10 protein-coding genes and 6 pseudogenes are annotated in these 19,294 nt (G+C 65.8%); 12 read left to right on the top strand and 4 right to left on the bottom strand.

Features of this window, described 5'->3' with window-relative positions:
• Window positions 1-68: 68 nt before the first annotated feature.
• Entirely contained in the window at window positions 69-1,622 is a 1,554-nt protein-coding gene (gene garD / locus LN139_RS10500; protein WP_236359833.1) for a galactarate dehydratase, read from the top strand.
• A gap of 141 nt (window positions 1,623-1,763) precedes the next feature.
• Here garD and LN139_RS10495 read toward each other — a convergent pair.
• A pseudogene (locus LN139_RS10495) lies at window positions 1,764-3,106 on the bottom strand (MFS transporter).
• Window positions 3,107-3,215: 109 nt separating this feature from the next.
• Complete coding sequence (gene acnA / locus LN139_RS10490; RefSeq protein WP_236359832.1) at window positions 3,216-5,954, bottom strand: aconitate hydratase AcnA; 2,739 nt, start codon at window positions 5,952-5,954, stop codon at window positions 3,216-3,218.
• Window positions 5,955-6,085: 131 nt separating this feature from the next.
• Between acnA and rlmM the strand changes: the two are divergent.
• The 11 genes and pseudogenes from rlmM (at window position 6,086) to LN139_RS10435 (ending at window position 17,223) form a co-directional block, all read left to right on the top strand.
• Window positions 6,086-7,137, top strand: a pseudogene (rlmM, locus tag LN139_RS10485) (23S rRNA (cytidine(2498)-2'-O)-methyltransferase RlmM).
• Between the two features lie 164 nt (window positions 7,138-7,301).
• Entirely contained in the window at window positions 7,302-7,544 is a 243-nt protein-coding gene (gene tusA, locus LN139_RS10480; RefSeq protein ID WP_236359831.1) for a sulfurtransferase TusA, read from the top strand.
• Between the two features lie 6 nt (window positions 7,545-7,550).
• Window positions 7,551-8,697, top strand: a pseudogene (gene pdxB / locus LN139_RS10475) (4-phosphoerythronate dehydrogenase PdxB).
• 92 nt (window positions 8,698-8,789) lie between these two features.
• Window positions 8,790-10,727 (top strand): putative bifunctional diguanylate cyclase/phosphodiesterase, encoded by a 1,938-nt coding sequence (locus LN139_RS10470; protein ID WP_236360356.1) that lies wholly within the window; start codon window positions 8,790-8,792, stop codon window positions 10,725-10,727.
• A 135-nt stretch (window positions 10,728-10,862) separates the two neighbouring features.
• A pseudogene (locus LN139_RS10465) lies at window positions 10,863-12,113 on the top strand (dienelactone hydrolase family protein).
• A 3-nt stretch (window positions 12,114-12,116) separates the two neighbouring features.
• Window positions 12,117-12,908: an SDR family oxidoreductase gene (locus LN139_RS10460; protein WP_236359830.1), complete on the top strand. Its 792-nt coding sequence runs from the start codon at window positions 12,117-12,119 to the stop codon at window positions 12,906-12,908.
• A 66-nt stretch (window positions 12,909-12,974) separates the two neighbouring features.
• Entirely contained in the window at window positions 12,975-14,213 is a 1,239-nt protein-coding gene (locus LN139_RS10455; protein WP_236359829.1) for a styrene monooxygenase/indole monooxygenase family protein, read from the top strand.
• A 12-nt stretch (window positions 14,214-14,225) separates the two neighbouring features.
• On the top strand, window positions 14,226-14,759 hold the full coding sequence (locus tag LN139_RS10450) for a flavin reductase family protein (protein WP_236359828.1): 534 nt from the start codon (window positions 14,226-14,228) through the stop codon (window positions 14,757-14,759).
• A gap of 36 nt (window positions 14,760-14,795) precedes the next feature.
• Window positions 14,796-15,727, top strand: a pseudogene (locus LN139_RS10445) (SphA family protein).
• Window positions 15,728-15,802: 75 nt separating this feature from the next.
• A complete protein-coding gene (locus LN139_RS10440; RefSeq protein WP_236359827.1) occupies window positions 15,803-16,702 on the top strand; it encodes a methyl-accepting chemotaxis protein in 900 nt (299 codons plus the stop codon).
• Complete coding sequence (locus LN139_RS10435; RefSeq protein WP_442964428.1) at window positions 16,645-17,223, top strand: methyl-accepting chemotaxis protein; 579 nt, start codon at window positions 16,645-16,647, stop codon at window positions 17,221-17,223. Before LN139_RS10440 ends, LN139_RS10435 begins: the two co-directional genes overlap by 58 nt.
• A gap of 67 nt (window positions 17,224-17,290) precedes the next feature.
• Here LN139_RS10435 and catA read toward each other — a convergent pair.
• Both catA and antC read right to left on the bottom strand, forming a co-directional pair.
• Window positions 17,291-18,216 (bottom strand): annotated as a pseudogene (gene catA / locus LN139_RS10430) (catechol 1,2-dioxygenase).
• Window positions 18,217-18,248: 32 nt separating this feature from the next.
• On the bottom strand, window positions 18,249-19,283 hold the full coding sequence (gene antC / locus LN139_RS10425; RefSeq protein WP_236359825.1) for an anthranilate 1,2-dioxygenase electron transfer component AntC: 1,035 nt from the start codon (window positions 19,281-19,283) through the stop codon (window positions 18,249-18,251).
• Between the last annotated feature and the right edge of the window lie 11 nt (window positions 19,284-19,294).

The raw sequence follows: 19,294 nt of genomic DNA, 5'->3' as shown, positions 1-19,294 counted from the left end.
GCCATTCCGGCCCGGCCGAGCCTTGGTTCGAATACGCCTGATAACAAGACTTACAAGGGGAACACCCCATGCAATTGATCGAACATTCTGACTCCCCCCGTTATGTCCGCCTGCACGAGGATGACAACGTCGTGGTGGTGGTCAATGACCAGGGCGTTGCCGAAGGCAGCGCGTTTCCCGATGGCCTGGTGACGGTCGAAGGTGTACCGCAGAGCCACAAGGTGGCCACGGTGGACATTCCCGAGGGCGCCGAAGTACGCCGCTACGGCCAGGTGATCGGCTACGCCAACCAGCCGCTGCGCAAGGGCAGTTGGGTACAGGAGCACCAACTGCGCATGCCCACGGCACCGGCGCTGGACAGCTTGCCGATGTCGACCGCCGTGCCGGCACCCTTGCCGCCGCTCGAAGGCTACACCTTCGAGGGCTACCGCAACGCCGACGGTACTGTCGGCACGCGCAATATCCTTGGCATCACCACCACCGTGCAGTGCGTGACCGGCGTGCTGGAGCACGCAGTCAAGCGCATTCGCCAGGAGCTGCTGCCCAGGTACCCCAATGTCGACGATGTGGTGGCGCTGACCCACAGCTACGGCTGTGGCGTGGCGATCAACGCCCGCGACGCCTACATCCCCATCCGCACCGTGCGCAACCTGTCGCGCAATCCCAACCTTGGCGGCGAAGCGCTGGTGATCAGCCTGGGCTGCGAAAAGCTGCAGGCCGGGCAGGTGATGCATGAAGATGACCCTTCGGTGGACTTGTCCGACCCTTGGCTGTACCGCCTGCAGGATGCCGGGCAGGGGTTCGGCGAAATGATCGAGCAGATCATGGAGCTGGCTGAAGTCCGCCTGAAAAAGCTCGACCAACGCCGCCGCGAAACCGTGCCGGCCAGCGAGTTGATCCTGGGAATGCAGTGCGGCGGCAGCGACGCCTTCAGCGGCATCACCGCCAACCCGGCCCTGGGCTATGCCGCAGACCTGCTAGTGCGCGCCGGCGCCACGGTGATGTTCTCGGAAAACACCGAGGTGCGCGACGCCATCTACATGCTCACTGCTCGAGCCGAGAACATGGAAGTGGCCAATGCCCTGGTGCGCGAGATGGACTGGTATGACCAATACCTCGAGCGCGGCGCCGCCGACCGCAGCGCCAACACCACACCGGGCAACAAGAAAGGCGGGTTGTCCAACATCGTGGAAAAAGCGCTGGGCTCGATCGTCAAGTCAGGCAGCAGCGCCATCAACGGCGTGATCGGCCCGGGCGAACGTGTCGATCGCAAAGGGCTGATCTTCTGCGCAACGCCGGCAAGTGACTTCGTGTGCGGCACGCTGCAACTGGCGGCCGGGATGAACCTGCACGTGTTCACCACCGGCCGCGGCACACCGTACGGGCTAGCAATGACGCCGGTAGTCAAGGTATGTACCCGAACCGAGCTTGCCAAGCGCTGGCATGACCTGATCGACATCGACGCCGGCCGCGTGGCCACCGGGCGCATGAGCATCGAGGAACTGGGGTGGGAGCTGTTCCATTACTACCTGGATGTGGCCAGCGGCCGCAAACAGACCTGGGCCGAGCAGCATCGTTTGCATAACGATATCGTGCTCTTCAACCCTGCGCCGATTACCTGATGTGCGCTCCCTTGGAAGGGTGGCTCGCCGCGCGACGTTGCCCGTTACACGTCGCCCGGCGAGCCGGCCTCCCACTTCATTAGCCCAGCAGCACAGATCACTCGGTGGGAGGGCGGCTAGCCGCGCGACGACGCTCTGGCCTCAAGGCCGCAGCGCCCGCGCCACCGGGTCATCCTCCCATTCCCCCGCCTCATGCAGTGAAATCCGCGAGGTCTCCGGCAGCGCCAGGCCGCCGGCCATGGCCAGCAGGGCAATCACCACCAGGTAGAACGCCGGCGCCAGGTTGCTGCCGGAAAGGTCGATCAGCCAGGTCGCCATCAGCGGCGCGGTGCCGCCGAAGATTGTATAGGCCAGGTTGTAAGTGATCGCCGAAGCGGTGTACCGGGTACGCGTCGGGAAGGTCTCCGACAGCAGCGCTGCGGTCACCACGCCACACAACAGTGCCCCCACCGCCAACAACAGAACCCCGAGAATCGACGCCCCCACATTGCCCGAGCTTGCCAGCCAGAACGCCGGGAACACCGTGATCATCACCCACAGGCAGGTGAAACCCACGGTCTTGCGCCGGCCGACCTTATCCGAAAACGCCCCCGCCAGCGGGCAGGCAGCAGCGGCGAACAGCAATGCCACAGTCGACACCATCAGCGCCTGGGCGCGGGTCAGGTGCCCCACCACTTGCAGGTAGGTCGCAAAATAGGTGGTGAACATATAGAACGACAACGCCGTCAGCGAGATGAACGCCCCCAGCCGGCAGATCGCGCCGCCGTGGTTGCGCAAGGTCTGCTTGAGCGGCGAATGGCTGTGGGCCGGCGCCTCGCTCATGGCTTCGCGAAACGCCGGGGTTTCTTCCATGCGCCAGCGCAGGTAGAGGCCGACGATGCCCAGCGGTGCCGCTACCAGAAACGGAATGCGCCAGCCCCAGGCATTCATCGCCTCGGCCGGCAAGGTGGCGTCCAGCGTATAGGCCAGCACAGCGGCGCAGGCAAAGGCAGAGAAGGTGGACACCGGCACGAAGCTGCCGTACCAGGCACGTTTGTCACGCGGCGCGTGCTCCATCAGGTACGCACAGGCGCCGGCGTACTCACCGCCGGCGGAAAAACCCTGGATGCAGCGGGTCAAGGTCAGCAGCAGCGGCGCCAACAGGCCGATGCTTTCATAGGTAGGCAGCAGCCCGATCACCGTGGTGGCACCCGCCATCATCAGGATGGTCAGCGAGAGGATGCGTTTGCGCCCAGGCGGTCGCCCAATGCACCAAAAAATACTCCGCCCAATGGCCGGAGTGCGAACGCCACCGCGAAGACCGCAAAGGTCTTGAGCAGCGCGACGCTGGTGTCACCGCTGGCGAAAAAGGCCTTGGCGATGATCGTGGCGAGGAACCCGTATACGGCGAAATCGAACCACTCGACGAAGTTGCCGATAGCGGAAGCAGCGATCACTTTACGCAGCGTGGCCGGTGGAACTTGTGGCTCGGTATGTTGCGTCATGAAAGCCCCCAGTCGATCGAACGGTAAACCCGATTATCGGTAGGGGGCTGAGGGTGGCCTGTAGGAAAAGCGGCGTCGGGATAGTCAGGAACGTCCCGCGCCGCCTCGTTCAGGCAATCAGCTGGCGCAACACATAGTGCAGGATGCCGCCAGCCTTGAAGTACTCGACCTCATTGAGCGTGTCGATGCGGCACAGCACTTCGGCTTCCTCGCGCTCGCCATTGGTGCGGGTGATGCCCAGGGTCAGGTGCATGCGCGGCTTGAGCGCCTGGCCTTCAAGGCCGGTGATGTCAAAGGTTTCCCGGCCGGTGAGGTTCAGGCTTTTGCGGCTCTGCTCGGAAAGAAACTGCAGCGGCAACACACCCATGCCCACCAGGTTGGAGCGGTGGATGCGCTCGAAGCTCTCGGCGATCACCGCCTTGACCCCCAACAGGTTGGTGCCCTTGGCCGCCCAGTCGCGGCTCGAGCCGGTGCCGTATTCAAGGCCGGCGATGATGACCAACGGCGTGCCGGCCTGCTGGTAGCGCATCGCGGCGTCGTAGATGGCCAGTTTCTCGCCCGTCGGAATGTGCACGGTGTTGCCGCCTTCCTCACCGCCGAGCATTTCGTTGCGAATCCGGATATTGGCGAAGGTGCCGCGCATCATCACTTCATGGTTGCCGCGGCGCGAGCCGTAGGAGTTGAAATCCTTGGGTTCGACCCCGTGCTCGCGCAGGTAGCGCCCGGCCGGGCTGTCGGCCTTGATGTTGCCGGCAGGGGAGATGTGGTCGGTGGTCACCGAGTCGCCCAGCACCGCCAGGGCATTGGCGCCCTTGATGTCGACGATGGCCGGCAGTGGGCCGGCAATGTCGGAGAAGAACGGAGGGTGCTGGATGTAAGTGGAATCGGCCTGCCACTCATAGGTGGCCGCCTGTGGCACGGCGATGGACTGCCATTGCTCATCGCCTTTGAACACATCGGCGTACTGGCGGTTGAACATGGAGGTCTGCACTTTCGCCACCGCGTCGGCCACCGCCTGCTGGCTCGGCCAGATATCACGCAGGTAAACCGGCTTGCCGTCCTTATCTTCGCCCAGCGGCTCGCTGCTGATATCGACCTGCACGTTACCGGCCAGCGCATAGGCCACCACCAGCGGCGGGGAGGCCAGCCAGTTGGTTTTCACCAGCGGATGCACCCGGCCCTCGAAGTTGCGATTGCCGGACAGCACCGAGGCAACCGTGAGGTCAGCCTCTTGAATGGCTTTTTCGATGGGCGCGTCCAGCGGGCCGGAGTTGCCGATGCAGGTGGTGCAGCCGTAGCCCACCAGGTCGAAGCCCAGTTGGTCCAGGTATGGCGTGAGCCCTGCGGCTTCGAAGTAGTCGGTCACCACTTTCGACCCGGGGGCCAGTGAGCTCTTGACCCAGGGTTTGCGCGTGAGGCCCTTTTCGACAGCGTTTTTCGCCAGCAGGCCGGCCGCCATCATCACGCTGGGGTTCGAGGTGTTGGTGCAGCTGGTGATTGCCGCGATCACCACGGCGCCATTACGCAGCGAATGGCTCTGGCCGCCGAAGCTGTAGGTCGCTTCCCCGGCCTGGGCAGCATTGCCGACCGCCACACCACCGCCGCCTTCGCTTTCCAGGCGGCCTTCTTCCTTGCTCGCAGGCTTGAGTTGCAGGCCCACGAAGTCGTTGAACGCCTGCGCCACCTGCGGCAGTGGCACCCGGTCCTGCGGGCGCTTGGGCCCGGCAAGGCAGGACTCGACACTGCCCATGTCCAGCTCCAGCTGCGCGCTGAATACCGGCTCCTGGCCAGGCAACCGCCACAGGCCCTGGGCCTTGCAGTAGGCCTCGACACGCTGCACGGTTTCATCGCTGCGCCCGGACAGGCGCAGGTAGTCCAGGGTTACCTCATCGACCGGGAAGAAGCCGCAGGTCGCGCCGTACTCGGGCGCCATGTTGCCCAAGGTGGCGCGGTCAGCCAGCGGCAGGTCGGCAAGGCCGTCGCCGTAGAACTCGACGAATTTGCCCACCACGCCTTTCTTGCGCAGCATCTGCGTTACGGTCAGCACCAGGTCAGTGGCGGTGATGCCCTCACGGAGTTTGCCGCTGAGCTTGAAGCCCACCACTTCAGGGATCAGCATCGACACCGGCTGGCCGAGCATGGCTGCCTCTGCTTCGATACCGCCCACGCCCCAGCCCAGCACGCCCAGGCCGTTGATCATGGTGGTGTGCGAGTCGGTGCCCACCAGCGTGTCGGGGAAGGCGTAGGTGCGGCCGTCTTCTTCTTTGGTCCAGACCGTCTGACCCAGGTACTCAAGGTTTACCTGGTGGCAGATGCCGGTGCCCGGTGGCACCACACTGAAGTTGTCGAAAGCATTCTGGCCCCAGCGCAGGAAGGCGTAACGTTCACCGTTGCGCTGCATCTCGATGTCGACGTTCTCCCCGAACGCCTGCGGGGTGCCATAGGTGTCGACCATCACCGAGTGGTCGATCACCAGGTCCACCGGCGACAGCGGGTTGATCTTCTGCGGGTCGGCACCGGCGCTGGCGACTGCGGCACGCATGGCGGCCAGGTCGACCACCGCCGGCACGCCAGTGAAGTCCTGCATCAACACCCGCGCTGGGCGGTACTGGATCTCGCGGTCGGAGCGCCGCTCCTTGAGCCAGCCGGCCAGGGCCTGGATATCGTCACGGGTCACGCTGGTGCCGTCTTCGAAGCGCAGCAGGTTTTCCAGCAGCACCTTGAGCGACATCGGCAGCTTTTGCAGGTCACCCAGGCTCTTGGCGGCTTCCGGGAGGCTGTAATAGTGGTACTCACGGCCGCCGGCTTTGAGGGTGCGAAGGGTGTTCAGGCTATCGTGGGAGGGCATTGAAACGGTCTCCTGCGCGGCCCGCACGGCACGGGCCCTGATGGGTTTGGTCTTTGAAAGTGGACTTCACCTGCGCGCCAGCGGTTCCGAATTCCTTTATCATCCGCGCCTTTAGTGTCTCAGGGTTTTTCATGAACACCTTGTTTATGCATTGCCGGCCGGGGTTCGAGGCCGAAGTGTGCGCCGAGCTGAGCGACCTGGCGGCCCACGCCGGTATCGCCGGCTATGCCAAGGGCCGGGCGCACAGCGCCTGCGCCGAATTCGTCTGCAACGATGCCCAGAGCGCCCAGGCGCTGATGGCGCAGCCCTTCAGCCGGCTGATCTTCCCGCGGCAATGGGCGCGTGGCAGCTGGGTTTCGCTGCCGGAAACCGATCGTATCGGCGTGCTGCTGGCGGCGCTGGCCGACTATCCCGTGTGCGGCAGCCTGTGGCTGGAGATGGTCGACACCAATGACGGCAAGGAGCTGGCGACCTTTTGCCGCAAGTTCGAAGCGCCGCTGCGCAAGGCGTTGATCAATGCCGGCCGGCTGGTGGAAGGCGGCGCCGGGCCGCGCTTGTTGCTCACCGTGCAAAGCGGGCGCGAGGTGTTCGCCGGCATTGCCGAGGCCGCAAACTCGGCGCTGTGGCCGATGGGCATCCCCCGGCTCAAGTTCCCGCGCGAAGCCCCCAGCCGCTCGACCCTCAAGCTTGAGGAAGCCTGGCACCAGTTCATTCCCCGCGAGCAGTGGGATGAGCGCCTGCACGGCGACATGACCGCCGTCGACCTGGGCGCCGCCCCCGGTGGCTGGACCTACCAGCTGGTGCGCCGCGGCATGCTCACCACCGCCATCGACAATGGCCCGATGGCGCAGAGCCTGATGGACACAGGCCTGGTGCGGCACTTGATGACCGACGGCTTCACCTACGCACCCAGGCCGCCAGTGGACTGGATGGTCTGCGACATCGTCGAAAAGCCCGCGCGCAATGCCGCCTTGCTCGAAACCTGGCTGGGGAGGGCTACTGCCGTGAGGCGGTGGTGAACCTGAAGCTGCCTATGAAGCAGCGCTATGCTGAGGTCAAGCGCCTGCTCGAACGCATCGAGGCCGGTTTCAAGGCGCGCAAGGTGAAGGTGAGCATCGCCTGCAAGCAGCTTTACCATGACCGCGAAGAAGTCACCTGCCACCTGCGCCGGCTCGATCACTGAATAACTGCTTTGCGGCGTCGCCTGTTACACGTCGCCCGGCAAGCCGGCCTCCCACCTCTTATTACCAGTGAGAGGCAGGTCTCCCATCCAGAGGTGGAAATGTGGGAGGCCGGCTTGCCGGGCGACGTGTAACGGAGCGACGCCTCTGACCTGTGGATACCCCTATGCCTGACGACCTCAAAGAAGACGCCCTGCTCGACGCCACCGGCCTGAACTGCCCGGAGCCTGTGATGATGCTGCACCAGAAAGTACGCGACCTGCCCGCCAGCGGCGTGCTCAAGGTCATTGCCACCGACCCCTCCACGCAGCGCGACATTCCCAAGTTCTGCGCCTTCCTCGGCCACGAGCTGGTACGCCAGCTGGCCGAGGGGGACACCTACCTCTACTGGATTCGCAAAGGGGCCTGACGCGCCATGCTGATCGTCGTCGACGAAAACATTCCATTGGCCAGCGAGTTTTTTGCAGGGTTTGGCCAGATCCGCCGGGCGCCGGGCCGAGAGATCCGCCGTGAGCACGTGCAGGATGCCGATGCGCTGATCGTGCGTTCGATCACCCGCGTGGACCGCGCACTGCTCGAAGGCACACCGGTGCGTTTCGTCGGCACCTGCACCATCGGCACCGACCACCTCGACCTGCCCTGGTTTGCCGAGGCCGGCATCCACTGGGCCAGCGCGCCGGGCTGCAATGCTCGGGGGTGGTCGAGTACGTGCTGGGCAGCCTGTTGCTGCTGGCCGAGCGGGAAGGCTGCGCGCTCACCTCACGCACCTATGGGGTGGTGGGTGCCGGTGAGGTGGGCGGGCGCCTGATCAGTGTGTTGCGCGCACTGGGCTGGAAGGTGCTGGTGTGCGACCCGGTGCGCGAGGCCGCCGGTGGCCAAGGCTATGTGGGGCTGGACGCCTTGCTGGCGCAGTGCGACGTCATCAGCTTGCACACACCGCTCACCCGCGAAGGCGAGCACGCCACCTGGCACCTGCTCGATGCCCAGCGCCTGCGAGCGCTGCGCCCTGGCACCTGGCTGATCAATGCCGCGCGGGGGCCGGTGGTCAGCAACCTGGCGCTCAAGCAGGTGTTGGCCGAACGGCCCGACCTGTTGGCGGTGCTGGATGTCTGGGAGCATGAACCGAGCGTCGACCGCGAACTGGCTGCCCGCTGCCTGATCGCCACCCCGCACATCGCCGGCCACAGCCTGGACGGCAAACAGCGCGGCACCGCGCAGATCTACCAGGCCCTGTGCCGCTGGCTGGGGGTGGAAGAGGCGGTGAGGCTGGCCGATCTGCTCCCGAGCCTTGGTTGCAAAGCGTTCGCCTGCACCCGGCGTGCGACGCGCAGTGGGCATTGGCCACCCTGTGCCGCGCGGTTTACGACCCGCGCCGGGACGACGCTGACCTGCGCCGCAGCCTGGTGGCCGATGACGCGGCGCAGCGCGCCGGCTTCGACCGTTTGCGCAAGGCTTACCCGTATCGCCGCGAGGTAGAGGGGTTGAGCGTGGAAGTGGCGCATCCCGGCGACGAGCTGCGCCAGGTGATCGATGCGCTGGGGGCGCGCTGCGTGCAACCGTAGCCTACAGTTCTGCTGGGTGGTGCCGACACGTTCAAGGAACGGCGCGTTCGCGCGCGCTCCTACAAACTCCAGCGCAACGAGGGCACATGGCGTTGATCAAAGGCTTGGGCGAACGCCTGCGTGCACTGATGGCTCTGCCTCGCGACGATCCACGGCTGCTTCGCGCGCAGTACACGGCCCTGGCTCGGCAATTGCCGATGATGTATTTCATCCTGGTGGTCAACACCTGGATCCTGGTGGCCACCCACGTACACCTGGCGCCACTGGCGCTGACCTTGGTGGTCCCGGCCTTGCTCACTGCGGTGAGCATCTGGCGCACCTCCTACTGGTGGCGCCGGCGCGGGCAGATGCCCGACGACCAGGAAATCCATGCCAGCCTGCTGCGCACCGCCGTGCTCTCGCTGCCGGTGGCGGTGGGCTTCGCTGCCTGGTCGCTGTCGCTGTACCCCTACGGTGACGACTACGCCCGCGCCCATGTGGCGTTCTACATGGCGATCACGGTCATTGGCTGCATCTTCTCGATGATGCACCTGCGCTGCGCCGCGCTGATCACCTCAGCGGTGGTCGACACCGCGTTCATCCTGTTTTTCTTCAACACCGGTACGCCCGTGCTGGTGGCTTGCGCGGTCAACATTCTGCTGGTGTCGGTTGCCATGCTGGTGATTCTGAACAGCCACTACAACACCTTCACCCGGCTCGTGGCCGAACAGGCGCGCAGCGAGCAGCTGAGCGACGAAAACCTGCGCCTGGCGCACGAAGACAGCCTCACCGGCTTGCCCAATCGGCGCCAGTTCTTCACCGCCCTGGGCCAGGCGTTGGAACGCGCGCAGCAAGACAACACGCGCCTGGCAGTAGGCATCCTCGACCTGGACGGCTTCAAGCCGATCAACGACCTCTATGGCCACAGCGTCGGTGACAGCCTGCTGGTGCAAGTGGGCGAACGCCTCAGGGCGCTGATCGATACGCGCACGCAATTGGCTCGGCTGGGCGGCGACGAATTCGCCCTGATCATCGAGCGGGTGGAGAGCGATGCGCAGTTGCTGGCCTTCGGGCAAATGATCTGCCAGGTGCTGGCGGTGCCGATCACCCTCACCGACGTGCCGGTGCAGATAGGCGCTTCACTGGGCGTGACCACCTACCCGGACCGTGCTGCCGATGCCGAGCAGGCCTTCGAGTTCGCCGACTACGCGCTGTACCAGAGCAAGCGCAACCACCGCGGCCAGGTGTCGGTGTTCAGCGAGCAGCATCAGGCGCAGCTGGAGCGCGACATCCTCACCGAGCAGGCCTTGCGCCGGGCAGACCTGGACGCAGAGCTGGCTGTGGTGTTCCAGCCGATCATCGCTCTCGACGGGCGCGGCACCGTGGCCTTCGAAGCCCTGGCCCGCTGGCACAGCCCGCATCTGGGGTTCGTGCCCCCGGGGCAGTTCATTTCAGTGGCCGAGCGCATCGGCATGATCAACCAGCTCACCGTGCCGCTGCTGCGCAAGGCCCTGGCGACTGCCAGCCAATGGCCGGGCGATGTGCGCCTTTCGTTCAACCTGTCGGCCCGCGATTGCGGTTCGCCACAAGCGGCCCAGGTGTTGATCGACACGATCCGTGCCAGCGGTTTCGACCCCGCGCGGCTGGACCTGGAGATCACCGAAACCGCCGTGATGCAGGATTTGCAGCAGGTGCAGCTGGTCATCGCGATGTTCCGCGAAATGGGCTGCGGTATCTCGCTGGACGACTTCGGCACGGGCTATTCGAGCCTCTCGCAGCTGCACGCCCTGGCGCTGACCAAGCTCAAGGTCGACCGCAGCTTCGTCAGCGACATGCACATCAACCCGGCGAGCTTCAAGATCGTCAAATCGCTGCTGGCGCTAAGCGCTGACATGCAGCTGGACTGCATCGTCGAAGGGGTGGAAAGCGCGCAGGAGCTCAGCGCGCTGGAGAGCCTGGGGGCCAAGCTGGTGCAGGGCTACTACTTCGCCAAGCCGATGCCGGCGCAGCAGACACTGGTGTGGCTCGAGACGCCGCTGTGCGAGGTCTAGCCGGCCTCGCAGCCCGGTGATGTTCAGGCGCACACAACTTTCCGCAGCCAGCGGACTTTACCCGCACCCACCGGACAGCCCCGTTTCCCCAACCCCGTGAAGATGTCTCCACCGTCAACGACTGGAGACATCGCAATGAAGGGACACTACGTTCACGTCCGCTCGGACTCCGGCGAGCCGTTCCAGGCCTACCTGGTAACGTCCATCGATGGCCGTGGCCCGGGCGTGGTCTCTGCCAGGAAATCTTCGGGGTCAACGCCGCCATGCGCGCAGTGGCCGACCAACTGGCGGAGGAGGGCTACACCGTGCTGGTGCCGGACCTCTACTGGCGCCAGCAGGCCGGGGTCGACCGTAGGCTACACCGAGGCCGATTTCCAGCGCGCCTTTGCCCTGTACGAAGCCTTCGACGAAGGCCTCGGCGTTCTTGATATCGCCGCCAGCCTGAGCCACCTGAGAAGCCTTGAGGCTTGCAGCGATGCCGGCCTGGGCGTGGTCGGCTACTGCCTGGGCGGCAAGCTGGCCTACCTTGCGGCCTGCCGTTTGCCGGAGGTGGCCTGCGCGGTGGGTTACTACGGCGTCGGCATCGAACAGGCACTGCATGAGCTCGAAGGCCTCAGCGGCCGGCTGGTGCTGCATTTCGCCGAGCTGGACCGCTTCTGCCCGGCCGAGGCCCGCGAAGCGATCATCGACGCGCTCAAACGCAAAGCCGGTACCGAAGCCTACGTTTACCCGCAGGTCGACCACGCCTTTGCCCGGCCTGCCGGCGATCACTATCACAAGCCCTCGGCGCTGCTGGCCCATGAACGCAGCATTGCCGCGCTGCGCCGCAGCATCGGCCCGGACTACAACCTGTCGGACCTGTGGGAAGAGCACATCCGCCACGAGTTCGACACCCGCGACGTGCCCGCCACCATGGCGACCATGGTGCCGCAGCCGTACGTCAACCACATCCCGACCATGACAGGTGGCGTCGGCTACCGCGAGCTTGCGCGTTTCTATCGCTACCACTTCGTGCATGGCAACCCGCAGGACATGCGCCTGACACCGATTTCGCGCACGGTCGGCGCGTCGCAGATCGTCGATGAGTTCATCATGAGCTTCACCCACGACCGCGAGATCGACTGGCTGCTGCCGGGCGTTGCCCCTACCGGGCGGGCGGTCGAAATCCCTATGCTGGGTGTGGTCGAGTTCCGTGGGCCGAAGCTCTATCACGAGCACATCTACTGGGACCAGGCCAGCGTGCTGGTGCAGATCGGCCTGCTCGACCCTGCCGGCCTGCCGGTGGCCGGGGCGGTGACGGCGCACAAGCTGCTCGATGAAAGCCTGCCGTCGAACACGCTGATGCCCGGCTGGGCCACCAGCGCCGACCTGCCGATCGAGGGTTGAGCCATGAACCTGCACAAAAACCTTGAAGGCAAGGTGGCGTTGATCAGTGGCGGCGCGACCTTGATCGGTGCCGCCGTGGCCGAGGCGCTCGTCGCCGCTGGCGCCCGGGTGGCGCTTCTGGATATCGACCCCAGGGGTGCCGAGGTGGCGGCAGGTTTCGCCGACAGCGGCCTGTTCGTGGCGGTGGACCTCACCGACGATGCCGCCGTCAGCGATGCGCTGGGGCAGGTCCGCCGACGCTGGGGCCGGATCGACCTGGTGATCAACCTGGCCTGCACCTACCTCGATCAGGGCATCGCCTCTGATCGCAGCGAGTGGCTGCGCGCGCTGGACATCAACCTGGTGTCGGCGGTGCAACTGGTGCGCGCGGTGCACGCCGACCTCAAGGCTCAGGGGGGCGTGGTGATCAATTTCACCTCGATTTCCGCAGGCTGCGCCCAGACCGGGCGCTGGCTGTACCCGGTGTCCAAGGCCGCCCTGCAGCAACTGACTCGGAGCATGGCCATGGACCTTGCCGCTGATGGCATCCGGGTCAACTCGGTGTCGCCGGGCTGGACCTGGTCGCGGGTGATCGCGGAGGTCAGTGGCGGCGACCGCGCCAAGGCCGACCGAGTGGCCGCCGACTATCACCTGCTCGGGCGCCTCGGCGACCCGGCCGAAGTGGCCCAGGTGGTGGCGTTTCTCTGTTCACCGGCGGCCAGCTTCGTCACCGGCGCGGACTACGCCGTCGATGGCGGGTACTCGGTCATGGGCCCGGAGCGCAACCAGCCTGCGATTTCGCGGCTGGCCGAATAACGGGTTCTTCTCGCGCCGGGTGCGCGGGCTTTTTCCTCAAGACATTCGAACAACAGGAGACACTCCATGCGTCGCATCGCTATCGTCGGGGCCGGGCAAGCCGGCCTGCAACTGGGCCTCGGGCTGCTTGCCAAGGGCTACCAGGTGAGCATCACCACCAACCGCACCGCCGAGCAGATCCGCGCCGGCAAGGTCATGTCCAGCCAGTGCATGTTCAACACCGCCTTGCAGACCGAGCGCGAACTGGGCCTGAACTTCTGGGAAGAACAGTGCCCCGCCGTGGAAGGCATCGGCCTGGCCGTGCCCGACCCGCAGCAGCCCGGCAGCAAGGCTATCGACTGGAGCGCGCGCCTTGAGCGTTACGCCCAGGCGGTGGACCAGCGCCTGAAGATGCCGGCGTGGATGGCTGAGTTCGCCCGCCGTGGCGGCGAGCTGAAGATCGAAGACGTCGGCATCGCCGAACTGGAGCGCCTTGCCACCAGCCACGACCTGGTGCTGCTGGCAGCCGGCAAGGGCGAGATCGTCAACCAGTTCCCCAAGGATGCCGAGCGCACCCGCTTCGACCGGCCGCAGCGAGCCCTGGCCTTGACCTACGTGAAGGGCATGACGCCGATGTCGCCGTACTCGCGGGTCGCCTTCAACCTCATCCCAGGGGTCGGTGAGTACTTCGTGTTCCCGGCGCTGACCCTGAGCGGGCCGTGCGAAATCATGGTCTTCGAAGGCATCCCCGGCGGCCCGATGGACTGCTGGCAGGATGTGCAGACCCCCGAGCAGCACCTGCAACGCAGCCTGGAGCTGGTGCGCCGCTATGTGCCATGGGAAGCCGAGCGCTGCCGCCATGTGGAGTTGACCGATGCCGGCGGCGTGCTGGCCGGGCGCTTCACGCCCATGGTGCGCAAGCCGGTGCTGGAGCTGCCCTCGGGCCTGCCGGTGTTCGGCATGGCCGATGCGCTGGTGGTCAACGACCCGATCACTGGCCAAGGCTCCAACAACGCCGCCAAGTGCAGCAAGGTCTACCTCGACGCCATCCTCGCCCTCGGCGACCAGCCTTTCACCCCGCAGTGGATGGAGCAGACCTTCGAACGCTACTGGGACTACGCCCAGCACGTGGTCGGCTGGACCAACAGCATGCTGCTGCCGCCGCCCGAGCACCTGTTGCAACTGCTCGGTGCCGCTGGCCAGTCGCAAGCCCTGGCCTCGGCCATCGCCAACAACTTCGACGACCCGCGCCGCTTCGCGCCGTGGTGGTTCGATGCCCAGGCCTGCCAGGCCTTCATCGCCGAACGCTTGCCCGTGGCTGCCTGAGGAGTGATGGATATGAACGCAATACAACTGCCGCTCGACCTGCTCGCCGCTGACAGCAGCGAGCCCCGCGCCCTGCGCAACCTGCTCGGCCAGTTCGCCACCGGCGTTACCGTGATCACCACACGCGGCGCCGACGGGCGCAAGGTCGGCATGACCGCCAATTCGTTTTCCTCGGTGTCCCTGGACCCGCCGCTGGTGCTCTGGAGCCTGGCGCGCACCTCACCGAGCGTGAACGACTTCGTCGCCGCCAGCCACTTCGCCATCAACGTGCTGGGCAGTGACCAGCACGGCCTTTCCGGTCACTTTGCGCGGCCGTCGGCGGACAAGTTCGCCGGTATCGAGCATGTCGAGGCCACGGCGGGGGTGGCGCTGCTCGACGGCGCCATCGCCTCGCTGGTGTGCCGCAACCTCACCCAGTACGAAGGCGGCGACCACCTGATCTTCCTCGGTGAAATCGAGCACTACCGACACAGCGGTGGAGAACCGCTGGTCTTCCACGCCGGGCAATACCGGGTTGCCGTCGCGCACCCCGAACTCGGCGCTTGAGCCTCCTGCCTCCAAAAACAACACTAGGAGCCTTGCATGCACAATGTCCGTAACCTGGCCTGCGTTCTCGCCCTGGGCAGCGGTGCCGCCCACGCCTACGACCTGCCGGTGGTCAACCTCGGCCTCACCAGCTTTCTCGACGGCGGCCTGCCAGCGGGGCAGGGCTGGTACCTGCAGCAGTACTTTCAGAACTACAGCGCCAATCGCCTGGTGGACAGGAACGGCGACAAGCTCGGCCTGCCCAAAACCGAGCTGGACTATCAGGTCGCCGTCACCCAGGTCAGTTATCTCTCGGGCCTGCGCTTGGGCAACGCCAGCCTCGGTTTGAACACGGTGTTACCCATCGTCACCAAAATGAAGGTCGACGATGGGCTGGACAATGCAGCCCTCAAGAGCCAGGGCGGGGTGGGCGACTGGCTGATCGGCCCGTTCATCCAGTTCGACCCGATCATGGGCAAGGACGGCCCGCGTTTCGTGCACCGCATCGAATTGCAGGTCAACCTGCCCACCGGCGAGTACAGCGACAAAAAGGACATCAACCCCGGCAACAACGCGGTGTCATTCAACCCGTACTGGGCGGCGACCTACTGGTTCACCCCGAAGTGGACGGCCTCGGTGCGCGCCCACTACCTCTACAACTTCAAGAACCACGACCCCGGCTACAGCTTCGGCGACGCCAGCGACATCCAGGCCGGCCAGGCCCTGCACGCCAACTTCGCCACCGACTACGCAATCACCCCGCAACTGCGTCTGGGCATCAACGGCTACTGGCTCAGGCAGATCAGCGACACCGGGTCGACGGCCACGAGGTGGCCGGACGCCGGGAAAAGGTCTGGGCCATCGGGCCGGGGGCGATGTACAGCTTCTCCAGGGACGATCACCTGGTGTTCAACGCCTATTTCGAGCAGGACGTGGAAAACCGCCCGGACGGCTCGCGGCTGCAGGTGCGGTACATCCATCACTTCTGATCGGCGCCCAGGGCGCACCCGTTGATCAGCGTCTGGCCTGCCCTGAGTGGCAGGCCTTTTTTTGGAGGAAGTGCCATGGAGCTGGATGCATTGATCTGCCGAACCGACCTGCAAGGGCGGTTGGTCTTTTCCAACGACGCGTTCTGCCAGGCCCACGGGCTGACGGCGGCGGCCGCACAGCAATTGTGCCTCGATGAGCTGCTGCATCGGCAGGTGCCACACCGCCTGGTCGAGCACCTTCATCACACCCTCGGCCGCGGCCGGCCCTGGCTTGGACCGCTGTGCCATCGGCGTGGCGACGGGGACGAACTGTGGCTGGAGCTCTACATCAAACCGGTGCACGGAGCCACGGGGATCAGCGGTTACGGGGCAGTGTACCTGCCGTTGGACGATGCAGGCATCGAGCAGGCGCGCCGGGGCTACCGGCTCATCGCTCGGTATGGCGCGCCGGGCGGGGCGGCCTGGTGGCGCGCGATCTGCGCAGCACTCGGCAGCCTGATGCCGCAACTGCTGTTGCGGCGGCGGATTGCCGAACTGCTGGAGGGCCACCTGAAGGTGTGCGCCGACCCTTGGCTGGCCGGTTTTCTCCAGCGGCCCGCCAGCCTGGCCCGGGTTGCCTGGGGCCTGCGCAGTGAACAACGGCGCCTGCACGCGGCACTGGTGCGTATCGCTGGCGCTGGCGCCGGGCTGGGCGGGCAGGCCGGGGACATGGCCGTGATGATCCGCGACGAGGCACTGCAACTTGACCGCCAACGCGAGGCCAATCAGCAGGTGGCCACGGCGTTGCATGAGCTGGCGGCGACCATCCAGGAAGTGACGCGCAATGTTCAGGTCGCCAGCCAATCTACCAGCGAGGCCAGCACCTTGGCCAATGGCGGCCAGCGACAGGCGCTGGAGGCGGGGAGGCGCTTGGCACGCTGGAGCAGGCCATCGGTTCCAGTGCCCGCGCGGCCCGAGAGGTGGCGCAGGAGGTAGAAGCCATTGGCGGCTTCACCAGCCTGATCGATGCCATTGCCAGTCAGACCAACCTGCTGGCGCTCAATGCCGCCATCGAAGCTGCCCGTGCCGGTGAAGCGGGGCGCGGGTTCAGCGTGGTGGCTGACGAAGTGCGGCAGTTGGCAGCCCGGACTCAGGACGCCACGGCGCGCATTCGGCCACTGCTGGAGCGCCTGGAGCAGGCCAATGGGCGTAACCGCGAGATTGCCCGGCAGTGCGAGGAGCTGGCTCGGGCGGGTGCCGGCCAGGTGCAGGAGGTTGGCAGGGCCCTGAGCGCGGTCGCCGGACGACTCCAGTGTGTCGACAGCCTTGGACAGCAGATCGCCGTGGCGATGCATGAGCAGGAGCAGGTGGTGCAGCTGCTGGATGAGCAGTTGCAGGGCAATGTCCAGGCCATCGGGCGCAGCGTGGAGCAGGCGAAGGTGGCAGAGGGGGTGAGTGGCGAGTTGATGCGCCAGTCGGAGGGATTGTTGAGCCTGGCGGGTTATTTCGACCGCTGACGCCAGCCGGCAGATCGCGGCGGTTCAGGGTCCCGAACCGCCGGTTTCATAACGGCAGAACTGCCGATCAATGCGCCTGCAACGCCCGAGGCCGCTGGCTGCGTGCCTGATCCTCTGCATCGATGGCCGGCTGCAAGGTGAAGTCGAAGGTCATCTGCGCGCAGCGTCCGTTCACCCCGTTCGGGCCGCCCTCGCTGAAGGTCAATTCTCCAATCAACCCATCGCGGGTGGCGTAGGCGAAGTCGTCCCACAGGTAGCGGTCACCGGACAGGTTGATCTGGGTCGTCAGGTGCCGATAGCCCGGTGCCGAGATGAAGAAGTGCACATGTGCCGGGCGCTGGCCGTGGCGGCCCAGCTGGCTCAGGCACTGCTGAGTGGGGCCTTGCGGGTTGCAGCCATAGCCGCTGGGCACGATGCTGCGGGCGCGGTAACGGCCCTCGGCATCGGTGATGATGCGCCGGCGCAGGTTGTATTCGGACTGGGTGGAGTCGAAGTAGGAGTAGGTGCCCTTGGTGTTGGCATGCCACAGATCGACGATGGCGCCGGCAATCGGCGTGCCGTCCAGGCCCAGTACCTGGCCGTCGAGGAACATCACTGTCGCCTTGCCGTCCTCGCTGCCGTCGTCCATCCGCACTTCGCCCTCGGCCATTGGCGAGCCGGCCACATACAGCGGCCCCTCGATGGTGCGCGGCGTGCCACCGAGCCGGCCGGCCTCGGCGTCCCGGGTATCGGCGAGCAGGTCGAGAAGTGCTCCAGGCCCAGCCCTGCCACCAGCAGCCCGGCCTCGCTCTGGCCACCGAGGCGGTTGAGGTAGTCCACGGCGGTCCAGAATTCGTCGTCGCTGATCTGCAAATCCTCGATCAGCCGCGCAGCGTCTTGCAGCACCCGCAGGATGATGCTTTTGAGCCGCGGGTTGCCGCCTGCGTTGCGGTAGCCGGCGGCTTCTTCGAAAAAGCGCTGTATCTCGGCGTTCTGGGAAATGGCTACGGTCATGGTGTGTACCTCTGTTGTTGTGATTGTTCTGGTCAAGCTCGGGTGGTTGCGCTTTGCAGGAATTTCTCGGCGTAGATCTGCACCTGGCCTGGTGCCTGGTCGGCGACCCAGCCTTTCACCGCTTCCACCATCGGCGGTGGGCCGCACAGGTACATGTCGAAGGGTTCGGCGTTGAGGCGCGCGGCGTCGAAGTGCTCGTGGATGTAGCCGCTGCGCCCGCTCCAGCCCGCGCCGGGCTGGCTCACCACCGGGGTGAACTCGAAGCCCGGGATGCGTTGGCACAGCGCTTCAAGGCGCGCGGTCTCGCACAGGTCGGCTTCCTGGTTCACGCCATAGAACAGCTGGATCGGGTGCGTGCAACCGCCGCGCTCGGCGATCTCGTCGAGCATGCCGAGGAAGGCCGAAAGCCCCGTGCCGCCTGCCACCATCACCAGCGGCCGTTCGACCTGGCGCAGGTAGAAGCTGCCCAACGGTGCCTCCAGCTGCATGGTCAGGCCAGGCACGCAGTCTTCACGCAGGAAGTTGCTCATCACCCCGTCCGGCAGCAGGCGGATCAGGAACTGCAACTGGTTGCCGGCATTGGGCCGGTTGGCGAAGGAGTAGGCGCGCCACTGATCGGTGCCCGGCACCTGCAGGCGGGCGTACTGGCCCGGCAGGAACTGCAGGGTATCGGCCTGGGCGCTGGCATCGAGGTGCAGAATGGCCGTGCTGGCCGACACCTGTTCGGCCCGCAGCACCGTGCTCTGCAAGCGCAGCGGCTCACCGGCATGGCAGTGGCTGGAGTCGTGGTCGAAATAGAACGTGGCGTCGGACTGCACGCGGGTCTGGCAGGCGAGCATCTTGCGCTGGGCCAGGTCGCCGGCGCTGAGGGCTTCGTCGTCGACGTACTCCTGCTCGTAGCGGCCGGATTCGCAGCGGCCATGGCAGGTGCCGCACACCCCTTCGCGGCAGTCCAGCGGCAGGCTGATGCCCTGGCGCAGGGCAGCATCGAGCAGCAGCTCGCCAGGCTTGACCGCAATGAACAATGTCTTGCCGTCGGCAAAACTGAGGGCAACGTTATGGGTCATCTGGGCAGCCC

It is taken from the genome of Pseudomonas sp. KNUC1026, from assembly GCF_021650705.1.
GTDB lineage: Bacteria > Pseudomonadota > Gammaproteobacteria > Pseudomonadales > Pseudomonadaceae > Aquipseudomonas.
This window is presented reverse-complemented; position numbering and strand designations above follow the sequence as displayed.

Bases quoted from the DNA above. Each gene is read 5' to 3' on its own strand.
- LN139_RS10460 (WP_236359830.1), top strand. From the start codon at position 12,117: ATGAACCTGCACAAAAACCTTGAAGGCAAGGTGGCGTTGATCAGTGGC.
- antC (WP_236359825.1), bottom strand. From the start codon at position 19,283: ATGACCCATAACGTTGCCCTCAGTTTTGCCGACGGCAAGACATTGTTC.
- LN139_RS10450 (WP_236359828.1), top strand. From the start codon at position 14,226: ATGAACGCAATACAACTGCCGCTCGACCTGCTCGCCGCTGACAGCAGC.
- garD (WP_236359833.1), top strand. From the start codon at position 69: ATGCAATTGATCGAACATTCTGACTCCCCCCGTTATGTCCGCCTGCAC.
- tusA (WP_236359831.1), top strand. From the start codon at position 7,302: ATGCCTGACGACCTCAAAGAAGACGCCCTGCTCGACGCCACCGGCCTG.
- acnA (WP_236359832.1), bottom strand. From the start codon at position 5,954: ATGCCCTCCCACGATAGCCTGAACACCCTTCGCACCCTCAAAGCCGGC.
- LN139_RS10440 (WP_236359827.1), top strand. From the start codon at position 15,803: ATGGAGCTGGATGCATTGATCTGCCGAACCGACCTGCAAGGGCGGTTG.
- LN139_RS10455 (WP_236359829.1), top strand. From the start codon at position 12,975: ATGCGTCGCATCGCTATCGTCGGGGCCGGGCAAGCCGGCCTGCAACTG.